The sequence below is a fragment of the Streptococcus mitis genome (genome assembly GCF_946188685.1).
GTDB classification, from domain to species: domain Bacteria; phylum Bacillota; class Bacilli; order Lactobacillales; family Streptococcaceae; genus Streptococcus; species Streptococcus mitis_CC.
Genome location: NZ_CAMHWH010000004.1, coordinates 117181 through 141893, shown reverse-complemented (window position 1 = coordinate 141893; position 24713 = coordinate 117181). Strand labels below are relative to the sequence as shown.

Genomic DNA, 24713 nt, shown 5'->3' with positions numbered 1-24713 from the left:
TCCTAAAGGATTGATTTTGTTGCATAAAAGAAAGCGCTTAACTTTCTTTATAAAATTTTTATCCCAATCACAGGGACCAAGATAATACCTCCCTCATTTTAAAATATTTCTTTTAAATGTCAATATATAAAAGGAAATACCTATATCTAGGTTAGAAATTGGTAAAATTAATATAATTAAGGCCCATTCTAACGAATTTTCTTTCTAAAATCTCAGCTTAACACTTGTTAGATTTACTTTTATCCTTTAAAATAGAATAGGAGAAATTCCGTTATTATTTTTCGGAGGAAAAAGAAATGTCCATTAATTGGCAGGAAATTTTATTTCACTTTTTAGGTGGTCTGGGACTATTCTTATATAGTATCAAGACCATGGGAGACGGTTTGCAACAAGCTGCTGGAGATCGCCTTCGTTTTTACATTGACAAGTACACTAGCAATCCGTTCTTCGGTGTGCTAGTTGGTATCGGTATGACGGCGCTAATTCAGTCAAGTTCTGGTGTCACAGTCATTACAGTGGGGCTAGTCAGCGCAGGACTTTTGACCTTGCGTCAAGCTATCGGTATTGTCATGGGTGCCAATATTGGAACTACCGTTACATCCTTTATCATCGGTTTTAAGCTAGGAGATTATGCCTTACCAATGCTTTTCATCGGAGCGATTTGTCTCTTCTTCACCAAGAATCGCTCTATCAATAACATCGGACGTATCATTTTTGGTGTAGGTGGTATCTTCTTCGCTCTCAATCTTATGAGCGGTGCAATGGAGCCTCTAAAAGACCTGCAAGTCTTTAGAGACTACATGGTTGAACTAAGTAAGAGTCCTATTCTCGGTGTCTTTGTCGGAACTGGACTAACCCTACTCATTCAAGCTTCTTCCGCAACTATCGGTATCCTACAGAATCTTTACGCAAGTGGTTTGATTGATCTACAAGGTGCCCTACCAGTCTTGTTTGGTGATAATATCGGAACGACCATTACAGCTATTATTGCTTCTCTTGGAGCCAATATCGCTGCCAAACGTGTTGCTGGTGCCCATGTCGCCTTTAACGTGATTGGTACGGTTATCTGTATTGTCTTCCTTGTACCTTTCACTGGCTTGATTCAATGGTTTGAATCTACACTCAATCTGGCTCCAGAAATGACTATTGCCTTCGCCCACGGAACCTTTAATATCACAAATACTATTATCCAATTTCCCTTCATCGGTGCCTTAGCCTACTTTGTAACCAAGCTCATCCCTGGTGAAGATGAAGTTGTGAAGTACGAGCCACTTTATCTTGATGAGCATTTGATTAAACAAGCTCCATCAATCGCTCTCGGAAATGCAAAGAAAGAACTACTTCACTTGGGAAATTATGCTTCCAAAGCCTTTGACCTTTCATACAACTACATCATTGACCTCAATGAAAAGGTTGCTGAAAAAGGCCACAAGACGGAAGAAGCTATCAATACCATTGATGAAAAATTGACTCGTTACCTTATTACTCTTTCAAGCGAGGCACTTAGCCAGAAAGAAAGTGAAGTGCTCACCAACATTCTTGATTCATCCCGTGATTTGGAACGGATTGGGGACCACGCAGAAGCCCTAATCAATCTGACCGACTACCTTCAACGTAAAAATGTTGAGTTCTCTGAAGCTGCTTTACAAGAACTAGCTGATATCTATCAAAAAACCACTGGCTTTATCAAGGATGCCCTTGATAGTGTAGAAAACAATGATATTGAAAAAGCTCAAAGTCTGATTGAACGCCATAAAGAAATCAACAATATGGAACGTGTTCTCAGAAAGACCCACATCAAGCGCCTCAACAAGGGCGAGTGTTCAACACAAGCTGGGGTCAACTTTATCGACATCATTTCCCACTACACTCGTGTATCAGACCATGCTATGAATCTAGCTGAAAAGGTCATCGCTGAACAAATCTAAGAACCAAGAAGCTATCCTGAATGGGATGGCTTTTTTCTTTTCCTAACCAAGAATTGCCTTTCTACCATATAAAAAATGCTTTGATCCACAATGGAATCAAAGCATTTTAAAGAGCTCCCCATACATAATCGCAGAAGCTGCAGTTCCTCTGTACTTAGCTTCTTCTCTTTTGATAAAGCGAGCCAAGTTGAGCAACTCAGGTGCCGGATGTTTGGGATTTAGGAGCAATTCACGATTGACCAGGCCTGAGAGACGAACTGCCAGCAATTGCTCATTTGTAGTAGGCAGTTTTTTAGCAGTCTCTAGGAGAGCAGCAACTAAATCTTCACTCAAATCATGTCGAGCATGATTGTAAAGATCTTTTACAAGGCTTTCTAGGTTTGGTTCTACCATCCCTACCACCTCCCTTATGTTTAATAATGTTTAATCAAATCAACTGTTGAACGATCCAATTTTTTCACCAAGGCTTGCAAGAAAGCTTGAGCTTCTAAGAAGTCATCCATAGCGTAGAGGGTTTGATGAGAATGGATATAACGAGCGCAAACACCGATTGTTGTTGATGGGACACCACCATTTTTCAGATGAGCTGCGCCAGCGTCTGTTCCGCCTTTACCACAGTAGTATTGGTACTTGATACCAGCTTCTTCAGCCGTTGTCAAAAGGAAATCCTTCATCCCTGGGAGAAGCAAGTGACCTGGGTCGTAGAAACGAATCAAGGTTCCATCTCCAATCTTGCCTTGACCGCCATAAACATCACCAGCAGGTGAGCAGTCAACTGCTAGGAAAACTTCTGGGTCAAACTTAGTTGTGGAAGTATGAGCACCACGAAGACCAACTTCTTCTTGGACGTTAGAGCCAAGATAGAGTTCATTGCCAAGTTTTTGACCTGACAGAGCTTCTGCTAACTCACTAACCATGAGAACTCCATAGCGATTGTCCCAAGCTTTTGAAATGATATTTTTTTCATTGGCTGTTAAGATAGCGGAACTATCTGGGACAATGGTATCGCCAGGACAGATGCCAAAGCTTTCTGCCTCAGCCTTATCCGCAAAACCGCCATCAAAGACGATATCTGCAATAGCTGGCATAGTTGGTCCACCCTTACCACGAGTCAAATGTGGAGGGACAGAACCCGAAATCACAGGAATTTCACGACCATCACGAGTCAAGAGTTTGAAACGTTGGCTACTAACCACCATAGGATTCCAACCACCGATTTCTACGACACGGAAGGTACCATCTGGCTTTATTTCGCTGACCATAAAACCAACTTCATCCATGTGAGAAGCGACCAAGACGCGCGGTGCATCCGCAGCTTCTGAATGTTTGATACCAAAAATACCACCCAAGCCATCTGTCACCACTTCATCCACATGCGGTGTCAACTTTTCACGAAGATAAGCACGGACAGGTGCTTCATGACCTGAGATCGCAGCAAGTTCTGTTACTTCTTTGATTTTTGAAAATAATGTTGTCATTTCAGTTCCTTCTTTCTTTCATCCATTTTACCACTTTTTATAGGAGAAGGATAGCGGGAAGGTGGATTTCTAAATTAGTATCTTAGTCTTACTGTATCTTATAAAAAGCTTGTATTTTCTTGCATGTGAGGTGAAATCTAAGAACTATTCCAAGATCAACCAAACTATTAATTTCCAAACACAAAACAATTCAATGCTATATTTGTTCAGTTTTTCATGAAATTTGCAGAAAATAGTTGACTTCGCCTTCTTATTTCTTTAAAATAGTACAAAACTAGAAAAAGGAAAAAATCATGACCAAAACAATTCTTGTTACAGGTGGAGCTGGCTACATTGGCTCCCATACCGTTAAAGCTCTTTTAAATGCTGGCTATCAGGTACATGTTCTAGATAATCTCTCTACAGGAAATCGAGCGGCTGTAGATAGTCGTGCTAGCTTTAAACAACTGGATGTTTATGATGCTAATGCCTTAAAAACTTACTTGGAAGAAAACAAGATTGACGCTGTTCTGCATTGTGCGGGTGAAATTGTTGTGAGCGAAAGCATTGAAAACCCAAGCAAATACTTCACTGCCAATGTTGCTGGTATGAACCAAGTTCTCAAAGTCTTATCTGAAGTTGGTATTCAAAAAATCATGTTCTCTTCGACTGCTTCTCTCTATGGCAATAACTGTATTGACAAGCCTGCAACTGAAGATACCCTGCTCGACCCTGTCAATCCTTATGCAGAAACAAAACTGATGGGCGAACGAATGATTTACTGGATGGCCAATCGCTATGATTGGAAATATGTTATTTTCCGTTACTTTAATGTTGCTGGGGCTGAAATGGATGCTTCAAACGGTCTGCGCGTGAAAAATCCAACTCATATCATTCCCAACATCAACAAGACCGCATTGGGACAAAATGATAGCCTGAAAATATTTGGAGATGACTACGATACACGTGATGGTTCATGTATTCGGGATTACATTCATGTCTTGGACCTTGCACAGGCTCATGTTAAAGGAATGAACTACCTATTTCAAGAAAACAGTTCTTCTCAAATCTTTAACTTAGGAACTGAAAAAGGCTATACCGTCAAAGAAATCTTTAAAACTGCTGAAGAACTACTGAATCAAAAAATACCACACGAAATTGTTGCTCGACGTGCTGGTGACCCAGCTAGCGTCCTAGCAGACGCATCAAAAGCTAAAAAATATCTTGATTGGAAGGCTAGCTACTCCCTCGAAGATATTATTTTATCAGATTATCGTTGGCGTGTTAAAGAAGGCAAAAACATTTTGGAATAGGATAACAAAGGAGAAAGCCTTGGCGCTCTCTCCTTGTCTTATTTGTTAAATTGTCAGAAAATTTATTGACAGATTAAAGAAATCGTGTTACAGTAATATCCGCAGGTATCTTTCGATACCAAATCTACATGAAAGGACGGGGTATGAAACTTTCTCATTATTTAATTGGCTTACTTCTACTCCTAGTCTTTCTCTCTATTAGCATTGGGACCAGTGATTTTTCATGGGGAAAACTCTTTGCTCTGGATCATGAAACTTGGCTTCTCTTTCAAGAGTCCCGTCTTCCAAGAACCATCAGTATTCTCCTGACGGCCTCTAGTATGAGTATGGCAGGACTTCTCATGCAGACTATCACTCAAAATCAGTTTGCTGCTCCAAGCACAGTTGGAACGACTGAAGCTGCCAAACTGGGAATGGTGCTGAGCCTCTTTGTCTTTCCGTCGGCTAGTCTGACCCAAAAGATGCTCTTCGCTTTTGTTTCATCCATCACATTCACCCTCTTCTTCCTAGCCTTCATGACTATTTTTTCTATAAAGGAAAGGTGGATGTTGCCTCTGATTGGGATCATCTATAGCGGGATTATCGGTTCTGTTACAGAAGTTATCGCCTATCGTTTCAATCTGGTTCAGAGTATGACAGCTTGGACCCAGGGCTCCTTCTCCATGATTCAGACTCATCAGTATGAGTGGCTCTTCTTAGGCCTCATTATCCTGATAGCCGTTTGGAAATTATCCCAAACCTTTACCATCATGAATCTGGGCAAGGAAGCTAGTGAGAGTTTGGGGATTTCTTACTCCCTACTTGAAAAACTGTCCCTCTTTCTGGTTGCGCTAACGACTAGTGTCACCATGATTACCGTGGGTGGCTTACCTTTCCTCGGAGTTATCGTTCCCAATCTTGTTCGCAAGCGTTATGGAGATAATTTGAGTCAAACCAAACTCATGGTAGCACTGGTCGGTGCCAATTTAGTTCTTGCTTGCGATATCCTCTCTCGAGTCTTGATTCGGCCCTATGAGCTGTCTGTCAGTCTCTTGCTAGGAATCATCGGTAGCCTCGTCTTTATCCTACTTCTATGGAGAGGGGGACGAAAAGATGCAGTTTAAAAGCAAACATACCAAACTCTTCTGCCTTCTCATTATTCTCGCTATCGGAGCTTGCCTTCTCTACTTTTGGCCCATTACTCACCTGTCCACCTTCGCTTGGAAGCTACGTTCTCAAAAGATTGTCGTTTATCTCTTGGTAGCTATCGCGACAGGGATTTCGACCATTAGTTTTCAAACCCTAACGGAAAATCGCTTCCTGACGCCAAGTATTTTGGGAATTGAATCCTTCTACGTCCTACTACAAACCCTACTACTGGTTTTTGAAAGTAAGTTTCTTCAACTCGGGAAGTATCCCATCTTAGAATTCCTAGTTTTGCTTCTGCTTCAATCCCTCTTCTTTCTTGCCTTACAAGGCTACTTGAAGACACTGATGAAACAAGACCTGGTCTTCATTCTGTTGATCTGTCTAGCCCTCGGAAGTCTCTTTCGAAATATCAGTACCTTCCTCCAAGTCCTGATGGATCCAAATGAATACGATAAACTGCAGAACAGTCTCTTTGCTTCCTTTCAACATCTCAACACTTCCATCCTCGCCATCGGTTCTCTAATCATCCTCGCTTTGACAATCTTTTTCTTTCGAAAAGCAGTCATTCTGGATGTCTTGCATCTGCAAAGAGAAACAGCTCAGATATTGGGACTCGATGTTGAAAAAGAACAGAAAGAGCTCCTCTGGGGCATCGTACTTTTGACCTCAACAGCAACTGCCCTGGTGGGACCTATGGCCTTCTTCGGCTTTATGCTGGCCAACCTCACCTACCTAATCGTCAAAGACTATCGGCACAAGTTGCTCTTTATCGTGGCCATTCTGATCGGATTTATCAGTTTGACCTTGGGGCAGGCCCTGATTGAACGAGTCTTTGCACTGGAAATTCGCATCAGCATGATTATCGAGAGTGTAGGGGGGCTCCTATTCTTTATCTTACTATACAGGAGGGCGCGTCAGTGAAACTGGAAAACATTGACAAATCCATTCAAAAACAGGATATTTTGCAAGGTATTACGCTTGAAGTCACCCCTCAGAAACTGACTGCCTTTATTGGTCCAAATGGTGCTGGAAAATCGACTCTCCTCTCCATCATGAGCAGACTGACCAAGAAGGATCAGGGAATACTCAGTATCAAAGGCCGTGAAATCGAGAGTTGGAATTCGCAAGAACTGGCCCAAGAACTAACCATCCTAAAGCAGAAGATTAATTACCAAGCCAAATTGACTGTTGAAGAACTGGTCAGTTTTGGACGTTTTCCCTACAGCCGAGGTCGACTGAGACCAGAAGATTGGGAAAAAATCCGAGAAACTCTGGACTATCTGGAACTGATCAACTTAAAAGACCGCTACATCGATAGCCTGTCTGGGGGACAACTCCAGCGAGTCTTTATCGCTATGGTACTGGCCCAGGATACAGACTTTATCTTGCTAGACGAACCACTCAACAATCTCGATATCAAGCAAAGTGTTAGTATGATGCAGATTCTCAAGCGACTGGTGGAGGAACTCGGCAAGACCATTATCATCGTCCTCCACGATATCAACATGGCCAGTCAGTATGCAGATGAAATTGTCGCCTTCAAGGACGGTCAAGTCTTTAGCAAGGGAACAACCAATCAAATCATGCAATCTGACCTACTCAGTCAACTATATGAGATTCCCATCACGCTGGCTGACATCAATGGCAAAAAGATCTGTATCTATAGCTAGCAACTCAGAAACTCGAGTTAGAAGAAATTTTGTCTCTTAGTCAATAAAACCTAGAGACTCCCTACATCGTTATCATATTTTAAAAAGGAGAAATCATGAAAACATCCCTTAAATTTTATCTCACTGCCCTAGCGGCCAGCTTCTTGCTCCTACTTGGTGCATGTAGTACAAACTCAAGCACTAGTAAGACGGAGTCAAGTAGCTCTGCTCCAACAGAGGTAACCATTAAAAGTTCACTAGGTGTAGTCACACTTTCAAAAGTCCCTGAAAAGATTGTGACCTTTGACCTCGGTGCTGCGGATACTATTCGCGCTTTAGGTTTTGAAAAGAATATCGTCGGAATGCCTACAAAAACTGTTCCGACTTATCTTAAAGACCTAGCTGGAAAAGTTAAAAATGTTGGTTCTATGGTTGAGCCAGACCTAGAAGCCCTTGCTGCTCTTGAACCAGATTTGATTATCGCTTCACCACGTACCCAAAAATTTGTAGATAAATTCAAAGAAATCGCTCCGACTGTTCTCTTCCAAGCAAGCAAGGACGACTACTGGACTTCTACCAAGGCCAATATCGAATCCCTAGCAAGCGCCTTTGGTGAAACAGGTACACAGAAAGCCAAGGAAGAATTGGCTAAGCTAGACAAGAGCATCCAAGAAGTCGCTACTAAAAATGAAAGCTCTGACAAAAAAGCCCTTGCCATCCTCCTCAATGAAGGAAAAATGGCTGCCTTTGGTGCCCAATCTCGTTTCTCTTTCTTGTACCAAACCTTGAAATTCAAGCCAACTGATACAAAATTTGAAGACTCACGCCACGGACAAGAAGTCAGCTTTGAAAGTGTCAAAGAAATCAATCCTGACATCCTCTTTGTCATCAACCGCACCCTTGCCATCGGTGGGGACAACTCTAGCAACGACGGTGTCCTAGAAAATGCCCTCATCGCTGAAACACCTGCCGCTAAAAATGGTAAGATTATCCAACTAACACCAGACCTCTGGTATCTAAGCGGAGGCGGACTTGAATCAACCAAACTCATGATTGAAGACGCACAAAAAGCCTTGAAATAAGCTACTTTAAACTCAATCACATCTTTACATGATAAAACGCATCCTATCAAGCTCACTCAAACCTGATAGGATGCGTTTTTATCATTTTACTAAAATATTTTTACCTAGCCTCATTTTACTTCTTGATTCCGTTTAAGGGAAAAATGGTCTGGGACGGGGTCCTTACCTGTTTTCGACCAGGGATGGCAACGTAAAATCCGAGCCAAGCCCATCAAAACACCCTTGAATCCATGTTTTTCAATAGCCTGAATCATGTAGTTGGAACAAGTCGGCTCAAAACGACAAGAGGGTGGAAAGGCTGGTGAGATAAACCGTTGGTAAAAGCGCACAGGCGCTATTAAAATTCGTTTCATTATTTCTTGGTTACAGCCATGGTGTGTAGTTGGCTGATTTCTTTTTTATTCAGACGACGGGATTCACCTGGACGAAGGCCTGTCAAGTCTAGGTGCCCAAAACGTGTACGCGACAACTTGTCCACTTGAAGACCAACAGCTTCAAACATTTTTTTAACCTGATGGTTACGCCCTTCATGGATGGTCAACTGTACCACAGAGCGATTTTTAACTGGGTCCACTTTGAGAATTTCATAAACAGCTGGCTTGGTTTTCTTGCCATCAATCTCAAGTCCGCGGGTCAAGGGGCGGAGATTGTCCCTATTGGCCACGCCTTTAACACGCGCGACATAGACCTTGTCAATCTCATTACGAGGGTGAATCATTTCATCCGTAAAATCCCCATCATTGGTCAAAATCAAGACTCCTGATGTATCCCAATCCAAACGACCAACTGGGTAAATACGCTCTTTGACATTGGGCAAGAGGTCCACAACCGTCTTACGACCCTTATCATCTGTCACACTGGAAATCACACCGCGTGGTTTGTTAAGCAGATAGTAAACCTTTTCTTCGTTGTAGATTGGTTGACCTTCCACTTCGACCTTGTCGCCTGACTTAATAGTCGTTGCTAGTTCACGCACCACTTGGCCGTTAACCGTCACCAAGCCTTGCTTGATCAACTCTTCTGCTTTTCTCCTACTGGCCACACCTGCGTGGGCAATATACTTATTGATTCTCATCTTCTTTTATCCTTTCACCAAATAATTGGCTTTCTTGGGCTTGAATTTCAAGCTCATCAATCACTGGTAATTCTTCCAAATGGTTAATCCCCATGTAATCTAGGAAATAATCCGTAGTCACATAGAGGTTGGGGCGGCCCAAAACTTCTTTTTTCCCATCTTCTCTTATCAATTCAAAAGCCTGTAACTTTGCCAAGGCCCCACTCGAGTTAACCCCACGGATGGCATCAATCTCTATCCGTGTGATGGGCTGTTTGTAAGCAATGATGGACAAGGTCTCAAGGGCAGCCCGAGATAAACTCTGGTTGATGGGCGCTTTAGAATAGTCCTTCAAAATCTCTGAAAACTGAGGCTTGGTCACCAATCTATAAGCACCCCCTGTCTCAATCAGAGCCAAACTGGAATCTGGGGCCTTTTCATACTTCTGGGATAATTTTTCTAAACTCTGTTGGATGCCTGTCGGTGGCAGAGAGAGGAGTTCAGCTAACTGGCGGACCCGAATCCCATCTTCACCCGCTACAAACAAGAGCGCTTCTATTTTTGCTAAAGTACTCATCTTTCCTCTCTATCAAGTCTAGCTTTGGGCTACTTGACTTTCTTCCTTCTTTTCCATGAGATAGATATCTCCGAAACTCTCCTCTTGCACGAGGATTAGTTCCTGGGTTTTGATTAACTCTAGGGTTGCTAAAAAGAGGGTGATGACCTCTTGGACATTCTGGGCTTCCTTGAACAAATCCTGCAAGCACAATTGGTCTCGTCCAGCCAAGGACTCTTTCACGATAACCATCATGTCCTCAATCTTATACTCATCCCGCAGGATAGTCGTATGATTCTGTTCAAACTCCTCTTTTTTCTTGGCTAGGATATTTGAAAAAGCCAAGAAGAGGTCAATGGTCGTCTTGTCATGCACGAGCTCCGCATCTTCGTAAATCAACTCTGTCGGCGCTTTGGAATAATACTGGGCCCGATCTTGGTGCTTGGCTTCCAAGTGCTCACCCAAGAGCTTGAATTTGCGGTATTCTTCGATTTGAGAGAGAAGATCCTGCTCTAGGTCATCCTCCAAGTCTGTCACTTCTGCCACCTTTGGAAGAAGCTTGCGGCTCTTGATCAGCATGAGCTGACTGGCCATAACCATGTACTCGCCCGTCACTTCCAGACGCATGGCCTGCAGAGTTGAGACATAAGCTAGATACTGTTCGATAACCTCCGTAATGGGCACATCGTAGATATCCATCTGATACTTAGAAACCAGGTGCAAAAGCAAGTCCAAGGGCCCTTCAAAATCTTTTAGTTTAATATCCATTATCTATATTTTTCTAAGGTCAGGACTGTTTTTAATCCTAATTTTTTTGCAATTTCGTACAAATCGACCTTCTTTTCTATCTGTCTTAGAATGAACTGTTCCCGCAAGGCTTGGGCGGATAAGGTTGGAAAACCTTTCTCCTTGACAAAAGCTTCTAACTGACGAAAGGCCCACTGACGGGAATAAGCTTTCCCTCCCCTTTCAAAGAGATAGGTCTGCCCCATCAAGGGTTCCAATTCTGAAAGCAAGGTCGTGGGAATGGTGACAATCCTCTGTTGGGAAGCCTTCTTGATTCGCAACACCTGAAAGTCCAGATTGATATCCGCAACCTTGAGAGCTAAAATCTCACTCGGTAAGAGCCCCATTTCTAGGATTAAGAGCGCTAGCAAGCGACCCTCTGCATAGTCACTTTCTTGCCAAAAAGAGTCTAGGTTTAACAGCTCTGGTTTTGAGGTCTTCTTTTCAGCTTGTTTGGCTAATTCCAAACGATAAAAGCTATCCACTTCTCCTTTTTGATAGAGAAAGTAGAGAAATTGGTTACAGGCCGAAATCTTTCGTTTCTGGGCGCTGATCTTTAGATTGGCTAGCTGGGCTTGGTAAATCTTGAGACTAGTCTCAGAAATCCGCTCGCCTACAATGTCTAAAAATTGCTCCAAATCATACTTATAGGACTGCTTGGAATTGACAGACAAGCCCTGCTTTTCTTCTAAAAAGGCTGAAATCCTATCTCTCATTTGCATCGAATCTCATATTCCTTACTAAAGTCATGCAAGAGGGCATTCACTGCCTTGAGGATAGACTTACGCGTGATAATCCCTTGGAAAATACCAGACGCATCCACAACCGGCAAGAAGGACTCATCTACCAGCTTGTGCAAGACCTCCGTAATGGTAAAATCAGGCGAGACGACCGCTACGTCCGTTCTCGTCATATGAACGATATCCGTATCTGCCATGATTTCTTGACTCAAGTCATGCTCCATCTGATAAGCCATAATATCTCTGAGCCCAATCGTCCCAACAAACTGTTTTTCATCTGTCACAACAGGAACACGGGTATAGGTCATCTGACTGAGCAAGAGGGTCGCGTGATCCGCATTGTGAGTATCAATCAACACAGCTAGATTTTTAGCAGGAGTCAAAAAAGTTTCTTCTTGCCCCAACAAGAAAGTCTCAAACTCCTTGGCAATCATCGGCTAAACTCCTTGGACAAGCCCGGATACACCTCATGCTCTCGTGTCAAAAAGTCCACTTTGAAATAACTGTCATCAATCTCCACACGAGCATAGAGACATTCTCTGATGGTCCCACGTGGTTGACTGATGGAACCTGGATTTAGAAAGAGGGTCTTGCCTTCCATCCAAGCATTTGGTACATGCAAGTGACCATAGAGGCAGATATCGGCCTCTTCCTCCTGAGCCCAGTAGTCCAACTTTTGAAAATTGAAATTAATGTCAAACAAGTGACCATGGGTTTGGATAATCTTGGTCGAACCAAGCTCCGTCACCAAACGTTCTGGGTAGCCGGCGTAGAAGTCCATGTTCCCTTTAACAACACGGATGCCTTCCCAAAGGGGAGAATCAGGACGCAGTTCAGAATCGCCGTTATGAAAAACGGCATCAACTTTGCCCACATAGCGATCACGGATTTCTTCCACAATCAAGCTATCGCCATGAGAATCGCTCATTACAATGATGGTTTGCTTTGCCATGATGGAAATACCTCCAAAAGTTTCTTAACGGCTAAGGCACGGTGAGATTGACTATTTTTTTCTTCAAGGGTTAATTCAGCTGAGGACTTGCCTGTCTCTCCCACGAGGAAGAGTGGGTCATAGCCGAAGCCATTTTCACCCTTAGGTTCAAAGTTAATATAGCCTGGCCAGTCAGCTTCAACAACCAAACTTTCCTTGTTTGGACTGGCCACGACTAGGGTTGTATGGAATTGAGCCGAGCGGTCCTTGAGTTCAAAGACCATGGCCAATTCGTGCAAGAGTTTGGCATTGTTTTCACGGTCAGTAGCTCCCACACCTGCGAAACGAGCTGACCAGACACCTGGCAAGCCACCAAGGACATCGACTTTGAGACCTGAGTCATCTGCCAAAACCATCTTGCCCGTTAATTGAGAAATGGTTTCTGCCTTGAGACGGGCATTTTCTTCGAAGGTCATGCCTGTTTCAGCTACTTCAGGCAGGTCAGGATAGTCATTAAGATTTTCCACATCGTAGCCTAACTTATCAAAGATAGCTCGGAACTCTTTGGTCTTGCCTTCGTTTCGAGTCGCAATCAATAAGGTTTCTCTGACCTTGCTTGTCTCAAAGAAATCATGAACATTGACCCCTTCTTTAGGCAATGCTACATGCAGGAGTTGCCCATTTTCAATCAAGAGAAAAGCTCCCTGACGTTGGATGACTTCCAGATTTCGTCCCATTTCTTGGTTGAGGATATCTACCACAAAAGACAATAAACGGTAGAGAGAACCATAGCGTAAAACAATCACAGAAATAGGAAAACCTTGTTCCTCATCTCGAAATCTTTGGGCAAACTCAAATAGAGGAAAATCCAAGTCTTCATCAGTCAATGTCCGGACACCACCAAAAATACTATATGAGCCGACATACCAGTCCTGGTCATCCTTATATTCATAAATTTTATTTGTCATAATTCTACATGCTCCACATAAATCTCTTTTTCCAGCCATTCTTCACCAATTTGTGCAAAACTTTGGCTGCTGGCTGTTGTGTAAAAACGGTGATGGAGTGGTCCAGCATCGCGACCACGATTGATTTCAAAATAATTAAGTAAGACTGAGATATCTCGTACGCACTCTGCTCCACTATCGATGAGCTGAACCTTGGGCCCCATGACATTTTGAATAATAGGTCTGAGGAGTGGATAATGGGTACAGCCCAAAATCAGGCTATCCACCTTTCCAACCAAGGGACGCAGGGTTTCATAGACCACTTTCTTGGTAACACTGGTTGACAGGGCACCCGACTCCACCAAGGGAGCAAACTTGGGACAGGCCAAACTCTCCACCTGTAAGTCAGGATCCAAATCATGGATTTTCTGACGGTAGATGTCTGATTGTACCGTCATGGGTGTTCCAATCACTCCGATTTTCCCACCTTGGCTGGACTTGATAGCTGCCGAAGCTCCTGGCAAAATTACACCCAAGACAGGAATATCTAGTTGAGCCTTGATTTCTTCCCAGACGACCGCAGTCGCAGTATTACAAGCAATGACAATCATTTTGACATCCTTGGTCAAAAGAAAGTTGACCAACTGCCAAGTGTATTCACGAATTTGCTCAGCAGGACGGGGCCCGTAAGGCGCCCGTGCCGAATCTCCAATATAGACGATTTCTTCATGGGGAAGCTGGCGCATGAGCTCGCGCACAACGGTCAAGCCTCCGACACCCGAATCCAAAAAACCAATCGGTCGATTATCCATACAGTCTTCTTTCTAGTCTTTTTTCTGATTGATAGTTCATTATGATTACTGATCTTTAAGAACTGAATGACAGCCTAATCAACAACTTTCTATCTTAATCATAATCAAATATCAATAGAATGCAAGGAAAAAGTCTCATCCCTAAACCATAACCAACATAGTGAGAAGTCTGGAACTTTCATCCCAGACTTTTCCTTATTTATTTTTTCTTTTTATTGTTAGCAAGGGCTGCCTTTTGTTGGCGGATGATTTGGTGGTAAACTTGTTGTACCTTAGCTTCGCTTGGTTTTTGACCATTTGCACTCAAAAGAGTACGAACTGCTTCAGCATTCAAACGTGGGTTGTCAGCGAATTCTTTTTCAATTTGCTTACGAACCAAGTACATTCCTCCAAGAGCTCCTCCTAGAAAAGCTAGCACAATCAATACAATTGCTAATAGTAAATCCATCATATTTCTCCTGTTTCTTTTTGAGTCTCTTTCATTATACCACAAACTAGCCACCCTGACCAGTTTGTTTTACGCTTTCAGAGATGGAATAGACAGCAAAAAGAAGCCTGCTTTTCTGCAAAAGAGGGCTCCTTACTGAGTTTAATTTACATAAATAGCTAGTGTTTGATAGGGTTTGAGTAGAATTTTTTCAGACACTTCTGCATCTTCATAGTTTGAAATCAAAATTCGTCCATTTTGGTAGGCTACTGATAAGTCGATTTCCAGTTCTGTGGCATAAAAATTATTGAGCACTAGTAACTTTTGATCCTCATACTGGCGTTCAAAAGCGTAGACTTGCTGACTGTCTTCAAAAGCTGGTTTGTAACTTCCTTCTGAGATGATAGGCATTTCTTTACGAAGTCGAATCAAGTCTTGGTAGAAGGTGAAAATCGGACCTTGGATTTCATTTTCTACATTGATATGAGGGTAGGATTTTCCTGCCTTGAGCCAAGGCGTCCCTACTGTAAATCCTGCATTTTCCGAAGAATCCCACTGCATGGGAATTCGTGAATTATCACGCGACTTAGCTTGAATAATCTGGAAGGCTTCTTCCTGACTCTTCCCTTCTTCTAAGAGCATCTGATAGGCATTGAGCGATTCGACATCTACATAATCAGCCATAGAATCATAGTCTGGGTCAATCATCCCGATTTCCTCACCCATATAGATATAAGGTGTCCCACGTGACAGGTGAATACTGGCCGCTAACATGGTGGCTCCTTCATTACGGAAGTTCTCAACATCGACAAAACGGTTCAAGGCACGGGGTTGGTCATGATTGTTCCAGAAGAGAGCGCTCCAACCGCCTTTATTACTCATCTCCTTGCCCCAACTATGGTAAAGACTTTTCAATTCTTCAAAATCAAAGGGAGCTAAGGTCCATTTTTGCCCATCCTTGTAGTCCACCTTGAGGTGATGAAAATTAAAGGTCATGGATAATTCCTGACGGTCAGGCGACGAATAGAGGACACAGTTTTCCATGGTGGTAGAAGACATTTCCCCAACTGTCATAAAGCTATCGTCTGATCCAAAAGTGGCTTGATTCATCATACACAAATAGTCATGAACGATAGGCTTGTCTGTATAAGCTGGCTTTCCTTCATTTTCAGGACAATTCACTAAGACCTCGTCCTTGCCAATCAAATTGATCACATCAAATCGGAAACCTTTGACACCCTTGTCGCGCCAGAAATTAACAACCTTGAAAAGCTCCTTACGAACATTGGGATTGCGCCAGTTAAGGTCAGCCTGGGTCTCATCAAAGAGGTGAAGGTAGTATTTCCCTGTATTCCCAAAGGGCGCCCATGCAGAGCCACCAAACTTAGACTGCCAGTCTGTTGGTTGGTCTTGGACGAAGAAAAAGTCTTGATAATACTTGTCACCAGCTAGGGCTTTCTGAAACCATTCATGCTCTGTCGAACAATGATTGAGCACCATGTCCAGCATAAAGTCAATCTTGTGCTCTTTACCGACACGCACCATTTCTTCAAAATCAGCCATATCACCCAAAAGAGGATCAACAGCCATATAATCTGAAATGTCGTAACCATTATCCCGTTGAGGGCTTGGATAGAATGGATTGAGCCAGACCATATCCACGCCCAATTTGGCTAGATAGGGGATTTTTTCGATAATTCCACGTAAGTCCCCAATACCATTGCCAGTGGTGTCTTTGTAAGATTTTGGATAGATTTGATAGACTACTTTTCTTTTATCAAGTGTCATCTATTTCTCCTTTTCTGATAAAAGGGAGGAAGCCGTCTTCCGTCCCTATTTGTGCTATTTTGATTAGATTCGTGTTGCGACCATGAGATCTTCTCCAGCTTGGATCGTTGTCGGATAAGTTCCAGTGATGGTCGCTGTATAAGCATCTTGATTGGTAATAATGACAGGAGTTTCTGTTACCAGACCTGCATCCTTGATAATATCCATATCAAAACGAATCAATTTCTGCCCAACTGTGACATGATCTCCTTGGGCTACTAGACTTTCAAATCCTTTGCCATCAAGACCTACTGTATCCATACCGATGTGGATGAGCAATTCCACTCCCTCATCAGAGACAATACCGATGGCATGCTTGGTAGGGAAAAGAACCGTAACTGTCCCATTGACTGGAGAAGACAACTCACCTTGACTTGGTTCAATGACCAGACCTTGCCCCATGACACCTGAAGCAAAGACTGGATCAGTTGCTTGACTTAGTTCTTTTACTTGTCCTTCAAGTGGGCTAACAATTTCTACTGGAGTATGTTCTACTGGTTCATGGCTCACAAATTCTGCTTCTTCTTGAGCAACGAATTCTGCCTGCAAGTCCGTATCATCCTCTGTTTTTGTAAAGAGACCAGCCTTGCGGAAAAAGAAAGTCAAGAGCATTGGAACAAGAATAGCGACTAGCATAGTTCCTGCAAATGGTAGCATGTATTGAGGTTGAATAGAGAGGATACCTGGCAAACCACCGATACCAATAGAAGCCGCAGTTACATTAAAAGTAACGGATAACATGCCTGCAAGAGCTGAACCAGTCATTCCAGCTACAAATGGATAGATGTATTTGACATTGACCCCAAAGAGGGCTGGTTCTGTAACACCGAGATAGGCTGAAATAGTGGCAGGAAGTGAAACCTGAGCCTCACGCTCATCATGACGGTGCATGAAATAGTAAGCAAATACGGCCGAACCTTGGGCAATATTAGAAAGAGCAATCATAGGCCAGAGGGCAGTTCCACCAGCATCCGCAATCAATTGTGTATCAATAGCATTAGTCATATGGTGCAGACCTGTAATGACAAATGGTGCATAGAGGGCACCAAAAATCGCACCGAAGAACCACTTAACAGGACCAGTTAATCCTGCTAATACAACTGATGAAAGTCCTTGCCCGATTGTCCAACCGATTGGTCCCAAGACAGTATGAGCCAAAATCAAGGCTGGAATCAATGACAAGAAAGGTACAAAAATCATAGAAATCACTTCTGGGATATGCTTACGCCAGAAAATTTCAAGATAAGACAGACTCAAACCTGCAAGCAAGGCTGGGATAACTTGGGCTTGGTAACCGATACGATTAACAGTAAAATAGCCAAAATTCCAAACCCAGTTTGCTGCGATATCAGCTGCTGGCGTTGAAGCAACCGCATAGGCATTGAGCAACTGAGGCGATACCAAACAGATTCCGAGAACAATTCCCAAGATTTGGCTGGTTCCCATCTTACGAGAAACAGACCAAGTAATCCCTACTGGTAAGAACTGGAAGATAGCTTCACCAGGCAACCAGAGGAAGTGATTGACACCTGCCCAAAACTGAGAGGTTTCTGTGATGGTCTTACCATCCAACATAGACCAATGGACACCTTCCAAAACATTACGGAAACCGAGGATCAATCCACCAACAATCAAGGCTGGAATAATCGGAGTAAAGATTTCCGCCAGAGTGGTCATGACACGTTGGACCACGTTTTGATTACTCTTAGCTGCAGACTTGGCTGCTTCTTTGGAAACACCCTCAATTCCTGAAACAGCTGTAAAATCATTATAAAAAATCGGCACGTCATTCCCAATAATCACCTGAAATTGACCTGCATTTGTAAAAGTTCCTTTAACAGCTGAAATTGACTCGATAGCCTTAACATTAGCCTTCTTATCATCTCCTAAAACAAACCGCATCCGTGTCGCACAGTGGGTTACGGCAGTCACATTTTCTTTGCCTCCAATTGCCTGAAGCAAATCTTTGGCTGCTTGTTCAAATTTTCCCATTTGATTCTCCTTATACTTGTCAAAGCAAGTTTGATTTGATAAGTATATTGTAAACGATATCAAACCTGTATGCAACTTGTTTGGTATAAAAAGAGGATTTTTTTATCATTTTTCTGGAACTTGTATGGTAAAATAGATACAGGTGTTCATTAAACTAGACTAAAAACCCATTTAAGGAAGCAAAATGAAGAAATACCAACAACTTTTTAAGCAAATCCAAGAAACCATTCAAAACGAGACTTACGCTGTCGGAGATTTCCTTCCTAGCGAGCACGACCTTATGAACCAGTATCAGGTAAGCCGTGATACCGTCCGAAAGGCCCTGTCTCTCCTCCAAGAGGAAGGATTGATCAAAAAGATAAGAGGGCAAGGTTCTCAAATCGTCAAAGAAGAAACCGTCAATTTCCCTGTATCCAACCTAACAAGCTACCAAGAGCTAGTTCAAGAACTTGGACTGCGCTCCAAAACCAACGTGGTCAGTCTGGACAAGATTATTATTGATAAAAAATCCTCACTAATAACTGGCTTCCCAGAGTTTCGTATGGTTTGGAAGGTGGTCCGCCAGCGTGTGGTGGATGATCTGGTATCCGTTCTGGATACGGACTATCTGGATATGGAACTAATCCCAAATATCACTCGCCAAATTGCTGAGCAGTCCATCTATTCTTATATAGAGGACGACCTCAAACTCCTTATTGATTATGCTCAAAAGGAAATAACCATTGACCACTCAAATGACAGAGACAAGATTCTCATGGACATAGGCAAAGACCCTTATGTCGTTTCAATCAAGTCAAAAGTCTATCTCCAAGACGGGCGCCAGTTTCAGTTTACTGAAAGCCGCCATAAACTCGAAAAATTCAGATTTGTAGATTTTGCAAAACGTAAGAAATAAAAGACTGAGACACTAGATCTCAGCCTTTTTCTTTATCCTAAAACCAATTCATCACTGACTAGACTCTGGCCACTATTTTTCTGGAAGAGATGCATGAGATCTTCAACTGTCAGATGCTTTTTCTCCTCTCCCTTGACATCTACCACTATCTTGCCTTGATAGAGCATAATGAGACGATTTCCGTACTCAATAGCATGGTTCATATCGTGGGTAATCATCAAAGTCGTCAACTGATGGTGTTCCACAATCTTTTGCGTCAAATCCATCACCATTTGACTGGTTTTTGGATCAAGTGCCGCAGTATGTTCATCCAAAAGCAAAAGTTTGGGTTTCACCAGAGCTGCCATGACTAGGGTCAAGGCCTGTCTTTGTCCTCCTGAGAGATATTGAGTATCTACTTTTAAGCGGTTTTCAAGACCAATATTCAACTCCTTCAAGGCCTCTTGGAACTGGATTCTATCCTTCTCCTTCACGCCCCAACCAAGCCCTCTCTTCTGCCCGCGTCTCAAGGCAATAGCCATATTCTCCTCAATCGTCAAACGAGAAGCTGTTCCCATCTTAGGATCTTGAAAAACACGGGCAATATCCTTAGCTCTTTTGCGAACGCTCAGATTTTTAATAGATTTGCCTGCCAGTAGAAGGTCCCCTTCATCCACTGATAGATTGCCAGCCAAGATATTCATCAAAGTGGATTTCCCTGCTCCATTTCCACCGATTACAGAGATAAAATCTCCCTCTTCGACTTCTAAATCTAATCCTTTGAGGACATGGTTCTCATTGATCGTCCCTGCTTCAAATGTCTTGTGAATATTTTCAAGTGTTAACAAACTTGCCATAACTTTCTCCTCCTATTCATTTCTCAATTTTAGACCACGAATCTTTAATCTCTTTTGCAATTCTGGTGCAAATAAAACCAAGGCAAGCAAGATTGCATTAAAGAGACGAACAAGGTTTTGATCTAGATTTGGAATTTCATAGATATTTAAAATAATCAAACGGTAAACAATAGCACCGATTCCGATGGATAACAAGCGACCTCCAATGGTCAAATCGTGAATCAAGACTTCCGCAATAATCACGGCACTCAAACCAACAACGATAGTTCCTGTCCCAGAAGTCACATCTGAAAATCCATCATTTTGGGCGAACAAGGAACCACATAGAGCAATCAAACCGTTTGAAATCATGTAACCAACAATCTTCATAGTGTCGACATTGACCCCATTAGCCTCACTCATCGGAATATTGTCCCCAGTCGAACGCAAGACCAAACCAATCTCTGTTTTCATCAAAAGAGTCAAGACTAAACAAACAAGTAAGAGACAGGCTAAGCTGAGTGAGAAAACAGCTTCTTCATTTGTCAGACCCAAACTCGCCAATTGTTTAAAGACGGTTGAAGAATCTCCCAAGGAAAGATTGGGCACGCTACCCATGATTTTAATATTAATTGAATAAAGCCCTGTCAAGGTCACAATCCCTGTCAAAAGCGCTGGGATTTTCATCTTGGTGTGGAGCATTCCTGATACAAGACCTGCTACCATACCTGCCAGCAAAGCTAGCAAGGTCGCAATCCAAGGATTTGTCCCTGCCTGTATCTGTGATACGACGACAGCCGCCCCCAAGGGAAAGGATCCCTCAGCTGTCATATCCGCAATATCCAAAATCCGGAAAGTCAAGTAGACCCCAATAGCCATAATCGACCACAACAAACCTTCTGATAAACTAGATAATACAAAATTCATCTTAAATCTCCTTATTCCTTACCTTCTAACTTACTGATATCAATTCCCAATGCATCTGCCATTTCTTGATTAGTATGCAATTCCAGTTTTTCAGGCAACTCAACTGCTATATTTTCTGGCTTCTCACCTTTTAAGACACGAACCAGCATTCGCGCTGTCTGACGTCCCAATTCTTCATAATTAGTTCCGTAGTTATACAAGCCACCAACAGCAATCATTTCTGTTGAACCACCAAATACTGGAACCTTGTGTTTAATAGAAACCTGCTTGACTGTTTCCATGGTTGACGAAATGATATTGTCCGTTGGTACAAAAACCATATCCACCTCTGCCATCAAGCTTTCTGCTGCAGCCTTGACGTTGTTACTGTCCAAGATTGTTTTTTCAACAACGGTAAAGCCTTTTTCTTCCAAAAGGCGCTTAGCTTCATCCTTTTGGACAACCGAATTGGGCTCACTCTGAGTATAAAGAATTCCAATTGTTTTAGCTTTTGGCAACACTTTCTTTATCAAATTGATTTGGGTTGAAATGGCATCTGATGACTGATCGCTTGTCCCAGTTACATTGCCCCCAGGATGCTCTCTTGACCCAACTAGCTTGGCACTGACAGGATCTGTTACAGCTGAAAAGATAACCGGTGTCGTTTGCGTTGTATTAGCCAAGCTCTGAGCAGAAGGCGTTGCGATGGCTAGAACGACATCACTAGATTCTGCTAGTTGCTGGGAAATCGTTTTTAGATTTCGTTGTTCTCCTTGTGCATTTTGCAAATCAATCTCGATATTTTTCCCTTCAACATAGCCTTGCTTGGCCAGCTCATCCACAAAACCTTCTCTAGTAGCGTCTAAGGACTGGTGGGTAATAAATTGCGAAATACCGATACGAAACACATCTTTTTTCTTATCTGCCTTCAACTGATGCAAACTGATCAGAGAGGTCAAGAGAATTCCCACTACCAAGAGGGGTGCTAGTAATTTTCGAACAACTTTCATAATGAAACTCCTTCTCAGAAAAGATAAAACAAAAAACCGCCTAGATACTATCTAAACGGATGCTTGAAATAATCTAACAAGTTACAACTTAGCTAGTCCATTTAGATATTCATCTATATGGACCACAATCAAAAATCTTAGCCACATAGATACAAACAAATTGCTTGAACTGTTTGCATCCATGGTGACATGTCTACAAACACTATCTAAAGTAGCTAAAGTAAAAGTTTTGATTCATCGTTGCAGCTTGTTTCTTATTCATTTCTTTTTCTGCTTTCTTTTTTGATGTTTCCTATCTTACCACCTTTTTCATCACCTGTCAAGAATATTTCAGAATTTTTTAAAATTTTTCGAAAATTCTTTCAAGCTGTTTTCAAAGTTTTTTAAATCAGTCCAACAAAAAAAGGTTTATAATTTCCACAAAAGTTGACATGGAAATTATAAAACCATTATTAGTTTAATCCTTTTTGGTAACGTGCCAATTCGGCTTGGTTAGCCCAAACATAGTGACCTGGACGGATTTCAACCATCGACGGCTTATCAGTCTCATAGTCGTGTTGACTTGGGTCGTAAACCTTCAAGACCTTCTTACGTTCCAAGATTGGGTCTGGGATTGGTACCGCTGAAAGTAAGGCTTGAGTATATGGGTGAATTGGATTGTTAAACAATTCTTCTGTTTCTGCAACCTCTACAATAACACCCTTGTAAATAACCGCGATACGATCTGAAATAAAGCGAACAACCGACAAGTCATGGGCGATAAAGAGATAAGTCAAACCAAGTTCTTTTTGGAATTTTTTGAGCAAGTTCAAGACTTGGGCACGTACAGAAACGTCCAAGGCCGAAATTGGCTCATCTGCAATAACAAAGTCTGGTTGCATGACCAAGGCACGGGCGATACCGATACGTTGACGTTGACCACCTGAAAACTCATGAGGGTAACGAGTCAAGTGCTCAGCAAGAAGACCCACTTCACGGATAATATTTTTAACCTTCTCTTTACGTTCTTCTTCATCCTTGAACAGATGGTGATTGTAAAGACCTTCTGAAATAATATAATCAACAGTCGCACGTTCATTCAAACTTGCGGCAGGGTCTTGAAAAATCATCTGGATACGACGAATCAACTCTGCAGCTTGTTCACGCGATTTCTTACCATTAATCTTTTGACCTTCAAAAATGATATCTCCATTACTTGTATCATTGAGACCGATGATAGCACGACCAATAGTTGTTTTCCCACTACCTGACTCACCTACAAGCGAGAAAGTTTCTCCCTTGTTGATAAAGAAGTTAGCATTTTTAACTGCGACAAACTTCTTACTTCCTTCACCGAAGGAAATTTCTAAATCTTTGATTTCTACTAATTTTTCAGACATTTCCTTCCTCCTAGTCTGCCAGATGGGCAAATCCCATTTTATCACGGATCTTATCGTGAAGATTTGCAATCACAGCTGGTTTTTCTACTTTTGGAGCATCCTCATGAAGAAGCCAAGTTTTAGCCCAATGCGTCTCTGATACTGAGAATTGAGGAGCTTTTTGTTCGAAGTCAATCTGCATTGCATAGTCTGAACGCAAGGCAAAGGCATCCCCTTTCAAGTCAGTATAAAGTGACGGAGGTGTTCCTGGGATTGAGTAAAGATCCCCTTTATCATCAGCAAGCTGAGGCAAGCTAGACAAGAGACTCCATGTATATGGATGGCGAGGGTCATAGAAGACTTCCTCAACAGTTCCATACTCAACGATTTCTCCTGCATACATAACTGCTACCTTATCTGCAATACTTGCTACCACACCAAGGTCGTGGGTGATAAAGATTGTTGTGAAATGGTACTCGTTTTGTAAAGATTTTAGCAAATCAATAATCTGTGCTTGGATGGTTACATCCAAGGCAGTTGTTGGCTCATCACAGATCAAGACATCAGGTCGGCAGGCAAGGGCAATAGCAATAACGATACGTTGACGCATCCCTCCAGAATATTGGAATGGGTATTCATCAAAACGTCTATCTGCATCTGGAATCCCAACCTTATTCATGTAGTCAATCGCCAATTCTTTCGCTTCTTTAGCTGTTTTGCCTTGGTGTTTTACAATAACTTCTGTAATCTGACTACCAATTGTTTTAATTGGGTCCAAACTAGTCATTGGGTCCTGGAAGATAGTCGCAATCTTAGCACCACGAATTTGTTCCCAATCCTTGTGAGAAGACAAGGCTGTCAAGTCTTGACCACGGTAGTCAATACTTCCTTGGGCAATGCGACCATTTTCTTCAAGCATACCTGTGAAGGTCTTTGTCAAAACAGATTTTCCTGATCCTGACTCACCTACCAGGGCTAATACTTCTCCTTCAACTAGTTCAAGGGAAACGCCGCGAATGGCTGTCAATACTTTGTCACGAACGTCAAATTCCACGACAATATCGCGAGCAGTCAAAATTACATTTTTTTCTTTTGTCATT

General features: G+C 42.4%; 26 protein-coding genes. 7 read left to right on the top strand and 19 right to left on the bottom strand.

Features of this window, described 5'->3' with window-relative positions; genetic code table 11:
- The first annotated feature begins 296 nt into the window (after positions 1-296).
- Positions 297-1928, top strand: a complete 1632-nt coding sequence (locus N8N51_RS05370) for a Na/Pi cotransporter family protein (RefSeq protein WP_049499742.1) — start codon at positions 297-299, stop codon at positions 1926-1928.
- Between the two features lie 96 nt (positions 1929-2024).
- Here N8N51_RS05370 and N8N51_RS05365 read toward each other — a convergent pair whose 3' ends face one another.
- Both N8N51_RS05365 and pepA read right to left on the bottom strand, forming a co-directional pair.
- Complete coding sequence (locus N8N51_RS05365; protein WP_033679682.1) at positions 2025-2321, bottom strand: bacteriocin immunity family protein; 297 nt, start codon at positions 2319-2321, stop codon at positions 2025-2027.
- A 20-nt stretch (positions 2322-2341) separates the two neighbouring features.
- On the bottom strand, positions 2342-3406 hold the full coding sequence (gene pepA, locus N8N51_RS05360; protein ID WP_203180751.1) for a glutamyl aminopeptidase: 1065 nt from the start codon (positions 3404-3406) through the stop codon (positions 2342-2344).
- A gap of 293 nt (positions 3407-3699) precedes the next feature.
- Between pepA and galE the strand changes: the two genes are divergently transcribed.
- From galE to N8N51_RS05335, 5 genes are all read left to right on the top strand, one after another.
- Positions 3700-4698 carry a UDP-glucose 4-epimerase GalE gene (gene galE, locus N8N51_RS05355; RefSeq protein ID WP_203180750.1) on the top strand — a complete coding sequence of 333 codons (999 nt, stop codon included), beginning with the start codon at positions 3700-3702 and terminating at the stop codon, positions 4696-4698.
- 143 nt (positions 4699-4841) lie between these two features.
- Positions 4842-5801: an ABC transporter permease gene (locus N8N51_RS05350; protein WP_261103761.1), complete on the top strand. Its 960-nt coding sequence runs from the start codon at positions 4842-4844 to the stop codon at positions 5799-5801.
- Positions 5791-6747, top strand: coding sequence for an iron chelate uptake ABC transporter family permease subunit (locus tag N8N51_RS05345; protein ID WP_261103760.1), 957 nt, complete (start codon positions 5791-5793; stop codon positions 6745-6747). The genes N8N51_RS05350 and N8N51_RS05345 overlap by 11 nt, the downstream gene beginning before the upstream one ends.
- Positions 6744-7496 (top strand): iron ABC transporter ATP-binding protein, encoded by a 753-nt coding sequence (locus N8N51_RS05340; RefSeq protein WP_261103759.1) that lies wholly within the window; start codon positions 6744-6746, stop codon positions 7494-7496. The genes N8N51_RS05345 and N8N51_RS05340 overlap by 4 nt, the downstream gene beginning before the upstream one ends.
- A gap of 95 nt (positions 7497-7591) precedes the next feature.
- Positions 7592-8557 carry a siderophore ABC transporter substrate-binding protein gene (locus tag N8N51_RS05335; protein ID WP_261103758.1) on the top strand — a complete coding sequence of 322 codons (966 nt, stop codon included), beginning with the start codon at positions 7592-7594 and terminating at the stop codon, positions 8555-8557.
- 110 nt (positions 8558-8667) lie between these two features.
- Here the strand turns inward: N8N51_RS05335 and yidD are convergent, their stop codons facing one another.
- The 12 genes from yidD to treP all read right to left on the bottom strand — a co-directional run bounded on the left by yidD (position 8668) and on the right by treP (position 18629).
- Positions 8668-8910 carry a membrane protein insertion efficiency factor YidD gene (yidD, locus tag N8N51_RS05330; RefSeq protein ID WP_261103756.1) on the bottom strand — a complete coding sequence of 81 codons (243 nt, stop codon included), beginning with the start codon at positions 8908-8910 and terminating at the stop codon, positions 8668-8670.
- Positions 8910-9632 (bottom strand): pseudouridine synthase, encoded by a 723-nt coding sequence (locus N8N51_RS05325; RefSeq protein WP_261103754.1) that lies wholly within the window; start codon positions 9630-9632, stop codon positions 8910-8912. The genes yidD and N8N51_RS05325 overlap by 1 nt, the downstream gene beginning before the upstream one ends.
- Positions 9619-10188, bottom strand: coding sequence for an SMC-Scp complex subunit ScpB (scpB, locus tag N8N51_RS05320; RefSeq protein WP_261103753.1), 570 nt, complete (start codon positions 10186-10188; stop codon positions 9619-9621). Before scpB ends, N8N51_RS05325 begins: the two co-directional genes overlap by 14 nt.
- 18 nt (positions 10189-10206) lie before the next feature.
- Positions 10207-10935 carry a segregation/condensation protein A gene (locus N8N51_RS05315; RefSeq protein WP_060627149.1) on the bottom strand — a complete coding sequence of 243 codons (729 nt, stop codon included), beginning with the start codon at positions 10933-10935 and terminating at the stop codon, positions 10207-10209.
- The gene (gene xerD / locus N8N51_RS05310) at positions 10935-11669 is read right to left on the bottom strand and encodes a site-specific tyrosine recombinase XerD (RefSeq protein ID WP_314725854.1); all 735 of its coding nucleotides are present in this window, start codon (positions 11667-11669) and stop codon (positions 10935-10937) included. The genes N8N51_RS05315 and xerD overlap by 1 nt, the downstream gene beginning before the upstream one ends.
- The gene (cbpB, locus tag N8N51_RS05305) at positions 11666-12127 is read right to left on the bottom strand and encodes a cyclic-di-AMP-binding protein CbpB (protein ID WP_020903098.1); all 462 of its coding nucleotides are present in this window, start codon (positions 12125-12127) and stop codon (positions 11666-11668) included. The genes xerD and cbpB overlap by 4 nt, the downstream gene beginning before the upstream one ends.
- Positions 12124-12645: a metallophosphoesterase gene (locus N8N51_RS05300; protein WP_084887508.1), complete on the bottom strand. Its 522-nt coding sequence runs from the start codon at positions 12643-12645 to the stop codon at positions 12124-12126. The genes cbpB and N8N51_RS05300 overlap by 4 nt, the downstream gene beginning before the upstream one ends.
- Entirely contained in the window at positions 12621-13592 is a 972-nt protein-coding gene (locus N8N51_RS05295) for a nucleoside-triphosphate diphosphatase (RefSeq protein ID WP_000182419.1), read from the bottom strand. The genes N8N51_RS05300 and N8N51_RS05295 overlap by 25 nt, the downstream gene beginning before the upstream one ends.
- Positions 13589-14383 (bottom strand): glutamate racemase, encoded by a 795-nt coding sequence (gene racE / locus N8N51_RS05290; RefSeq protein WP_000370377.1) that lies wholly within the window; start codon positions 14381-14383, stop codon positions 13589-13591. The genes N8N51_RS05295 and racE overlap by 4 nt, the downstream gene beginning before the upstream one ends.
- A gap of 199 nt (positions 14384-14582) precedes the next feature.
- A complete protein-coding gene (locus N8N51_RS05285) occupies positions 14583-14831 on the bottom strand; it encodes a YneF family protein (RefSeq protein ID WP_000364990.1) in 249 nt (82 codons plus the stop codon).
- 141 nt (positions 14832-14972) lie between these two features.
- Entirely contained in the window at positions 14973-16598 is a 1626-nt protein-coding gene (treC, locus tag N8N51_RS05280) for an alpha,alpha-phosphotrehalase (RefSeq protein WP_261103750.1), read from the bottom strand.
- A 63-nt stretch (positions 16599-16661) separates the two neighbouring features.
- A complete protein-coding gene (treP, locus tag N8N51_RS05275; RefSeq protein ID WP_033688129.1) occupies positions 16662-18629 on the bottom strand; it encodes a PTS system trehalose-specific EIIBC component in 1968 nt (655 codons plus the stop codon).
- A 184-nt stretch (positions 18630-18813) separates the two neighbouring features.
- Between treP and treR the strand changes: the two genes are divergently transcribed.
- Positions 18814-19524 carry a trehalose operon repressor gene (treR, locus tag N8N51_RS05270; RefSeq protein WP_033688127.1) on the top strand — a complete coding sequence of 237 codons (711 nt, stop codon included), beginning with the start codon at positions 18814-18816 and terminating at the stop codon, positions 19522-19524.
- Positions 19525-19556: 32 nt separating this feature from the next.
- Here the strand turns inward: treR and N8N51_RS05265 are convergent, their stop codons facing one another.
- The 5 genes from N8N51_RS05265 to N8N51_RS05245 all read right to left on the bottom strand — a co-directional run bounded on the left by N8N51_RS05265 (position 19557) and on the right by N8N51_RS05245 (position 24712).
- Positions 19557-20360, bottom strand: coding sequence for an ABC transporter ATP-binding protein (locus N8N51_RS05265; protein ID WP_261103749.1), 804 nt, complete (start codon positions 20358-20360; stop codon positions 19557-19559).
- A 12-nt stretch (positions 20361-20372) separates the two neighbouring features.
- Positions 20373-21266: an ABC transporter permease gene (locus N8N51_RS05260; RefSeq protein WP_120719149.1), complete on the bottom strand. Its 894-nt coding sequence runs from the start codon at positions 21264-21266 to the stop codon at positions 20373-20375.
- Positions 21267-21277: 11 nt separating this feature from the next.
- Complete coding sequence (locus N8N51_RS05255) at positions 21278-22255, bottom strand: ABC transporter substrate-binding protein (protein ID WP_261103748.1); 978 nt, start codon at positions 22253-22255, stop codon at positions 21278-21280.
- Positions 22256-22707: 452 nt separating this feature from the next.
- The gene (locus N8N51_RS05250; protein ID WP_001291301.1) at positions 22708-23634 is read right to left on the bottom strand and encodes an ATP-binding cassette domain-containing protein; all 927 of its coding nucleotides are present in this window, start codon (positions 23632-23634) and stop codon (positions 22708-22710) included.
- A 10-nt stretch (positions 23635-23644) separates the two neighbouring features.
- On the bottom strand, positions 23645-24712 hold the full coding sequence (locus tag N8N51_RS05245; protein ID WP_000159549.1) for an ABC transporter ATP-binding protein: 1068 nt from the start codon (positions 24710-24712) through the stop codon (positions 23645-23647).
- Position 24713: the final 1 nt, after the last annotated feature.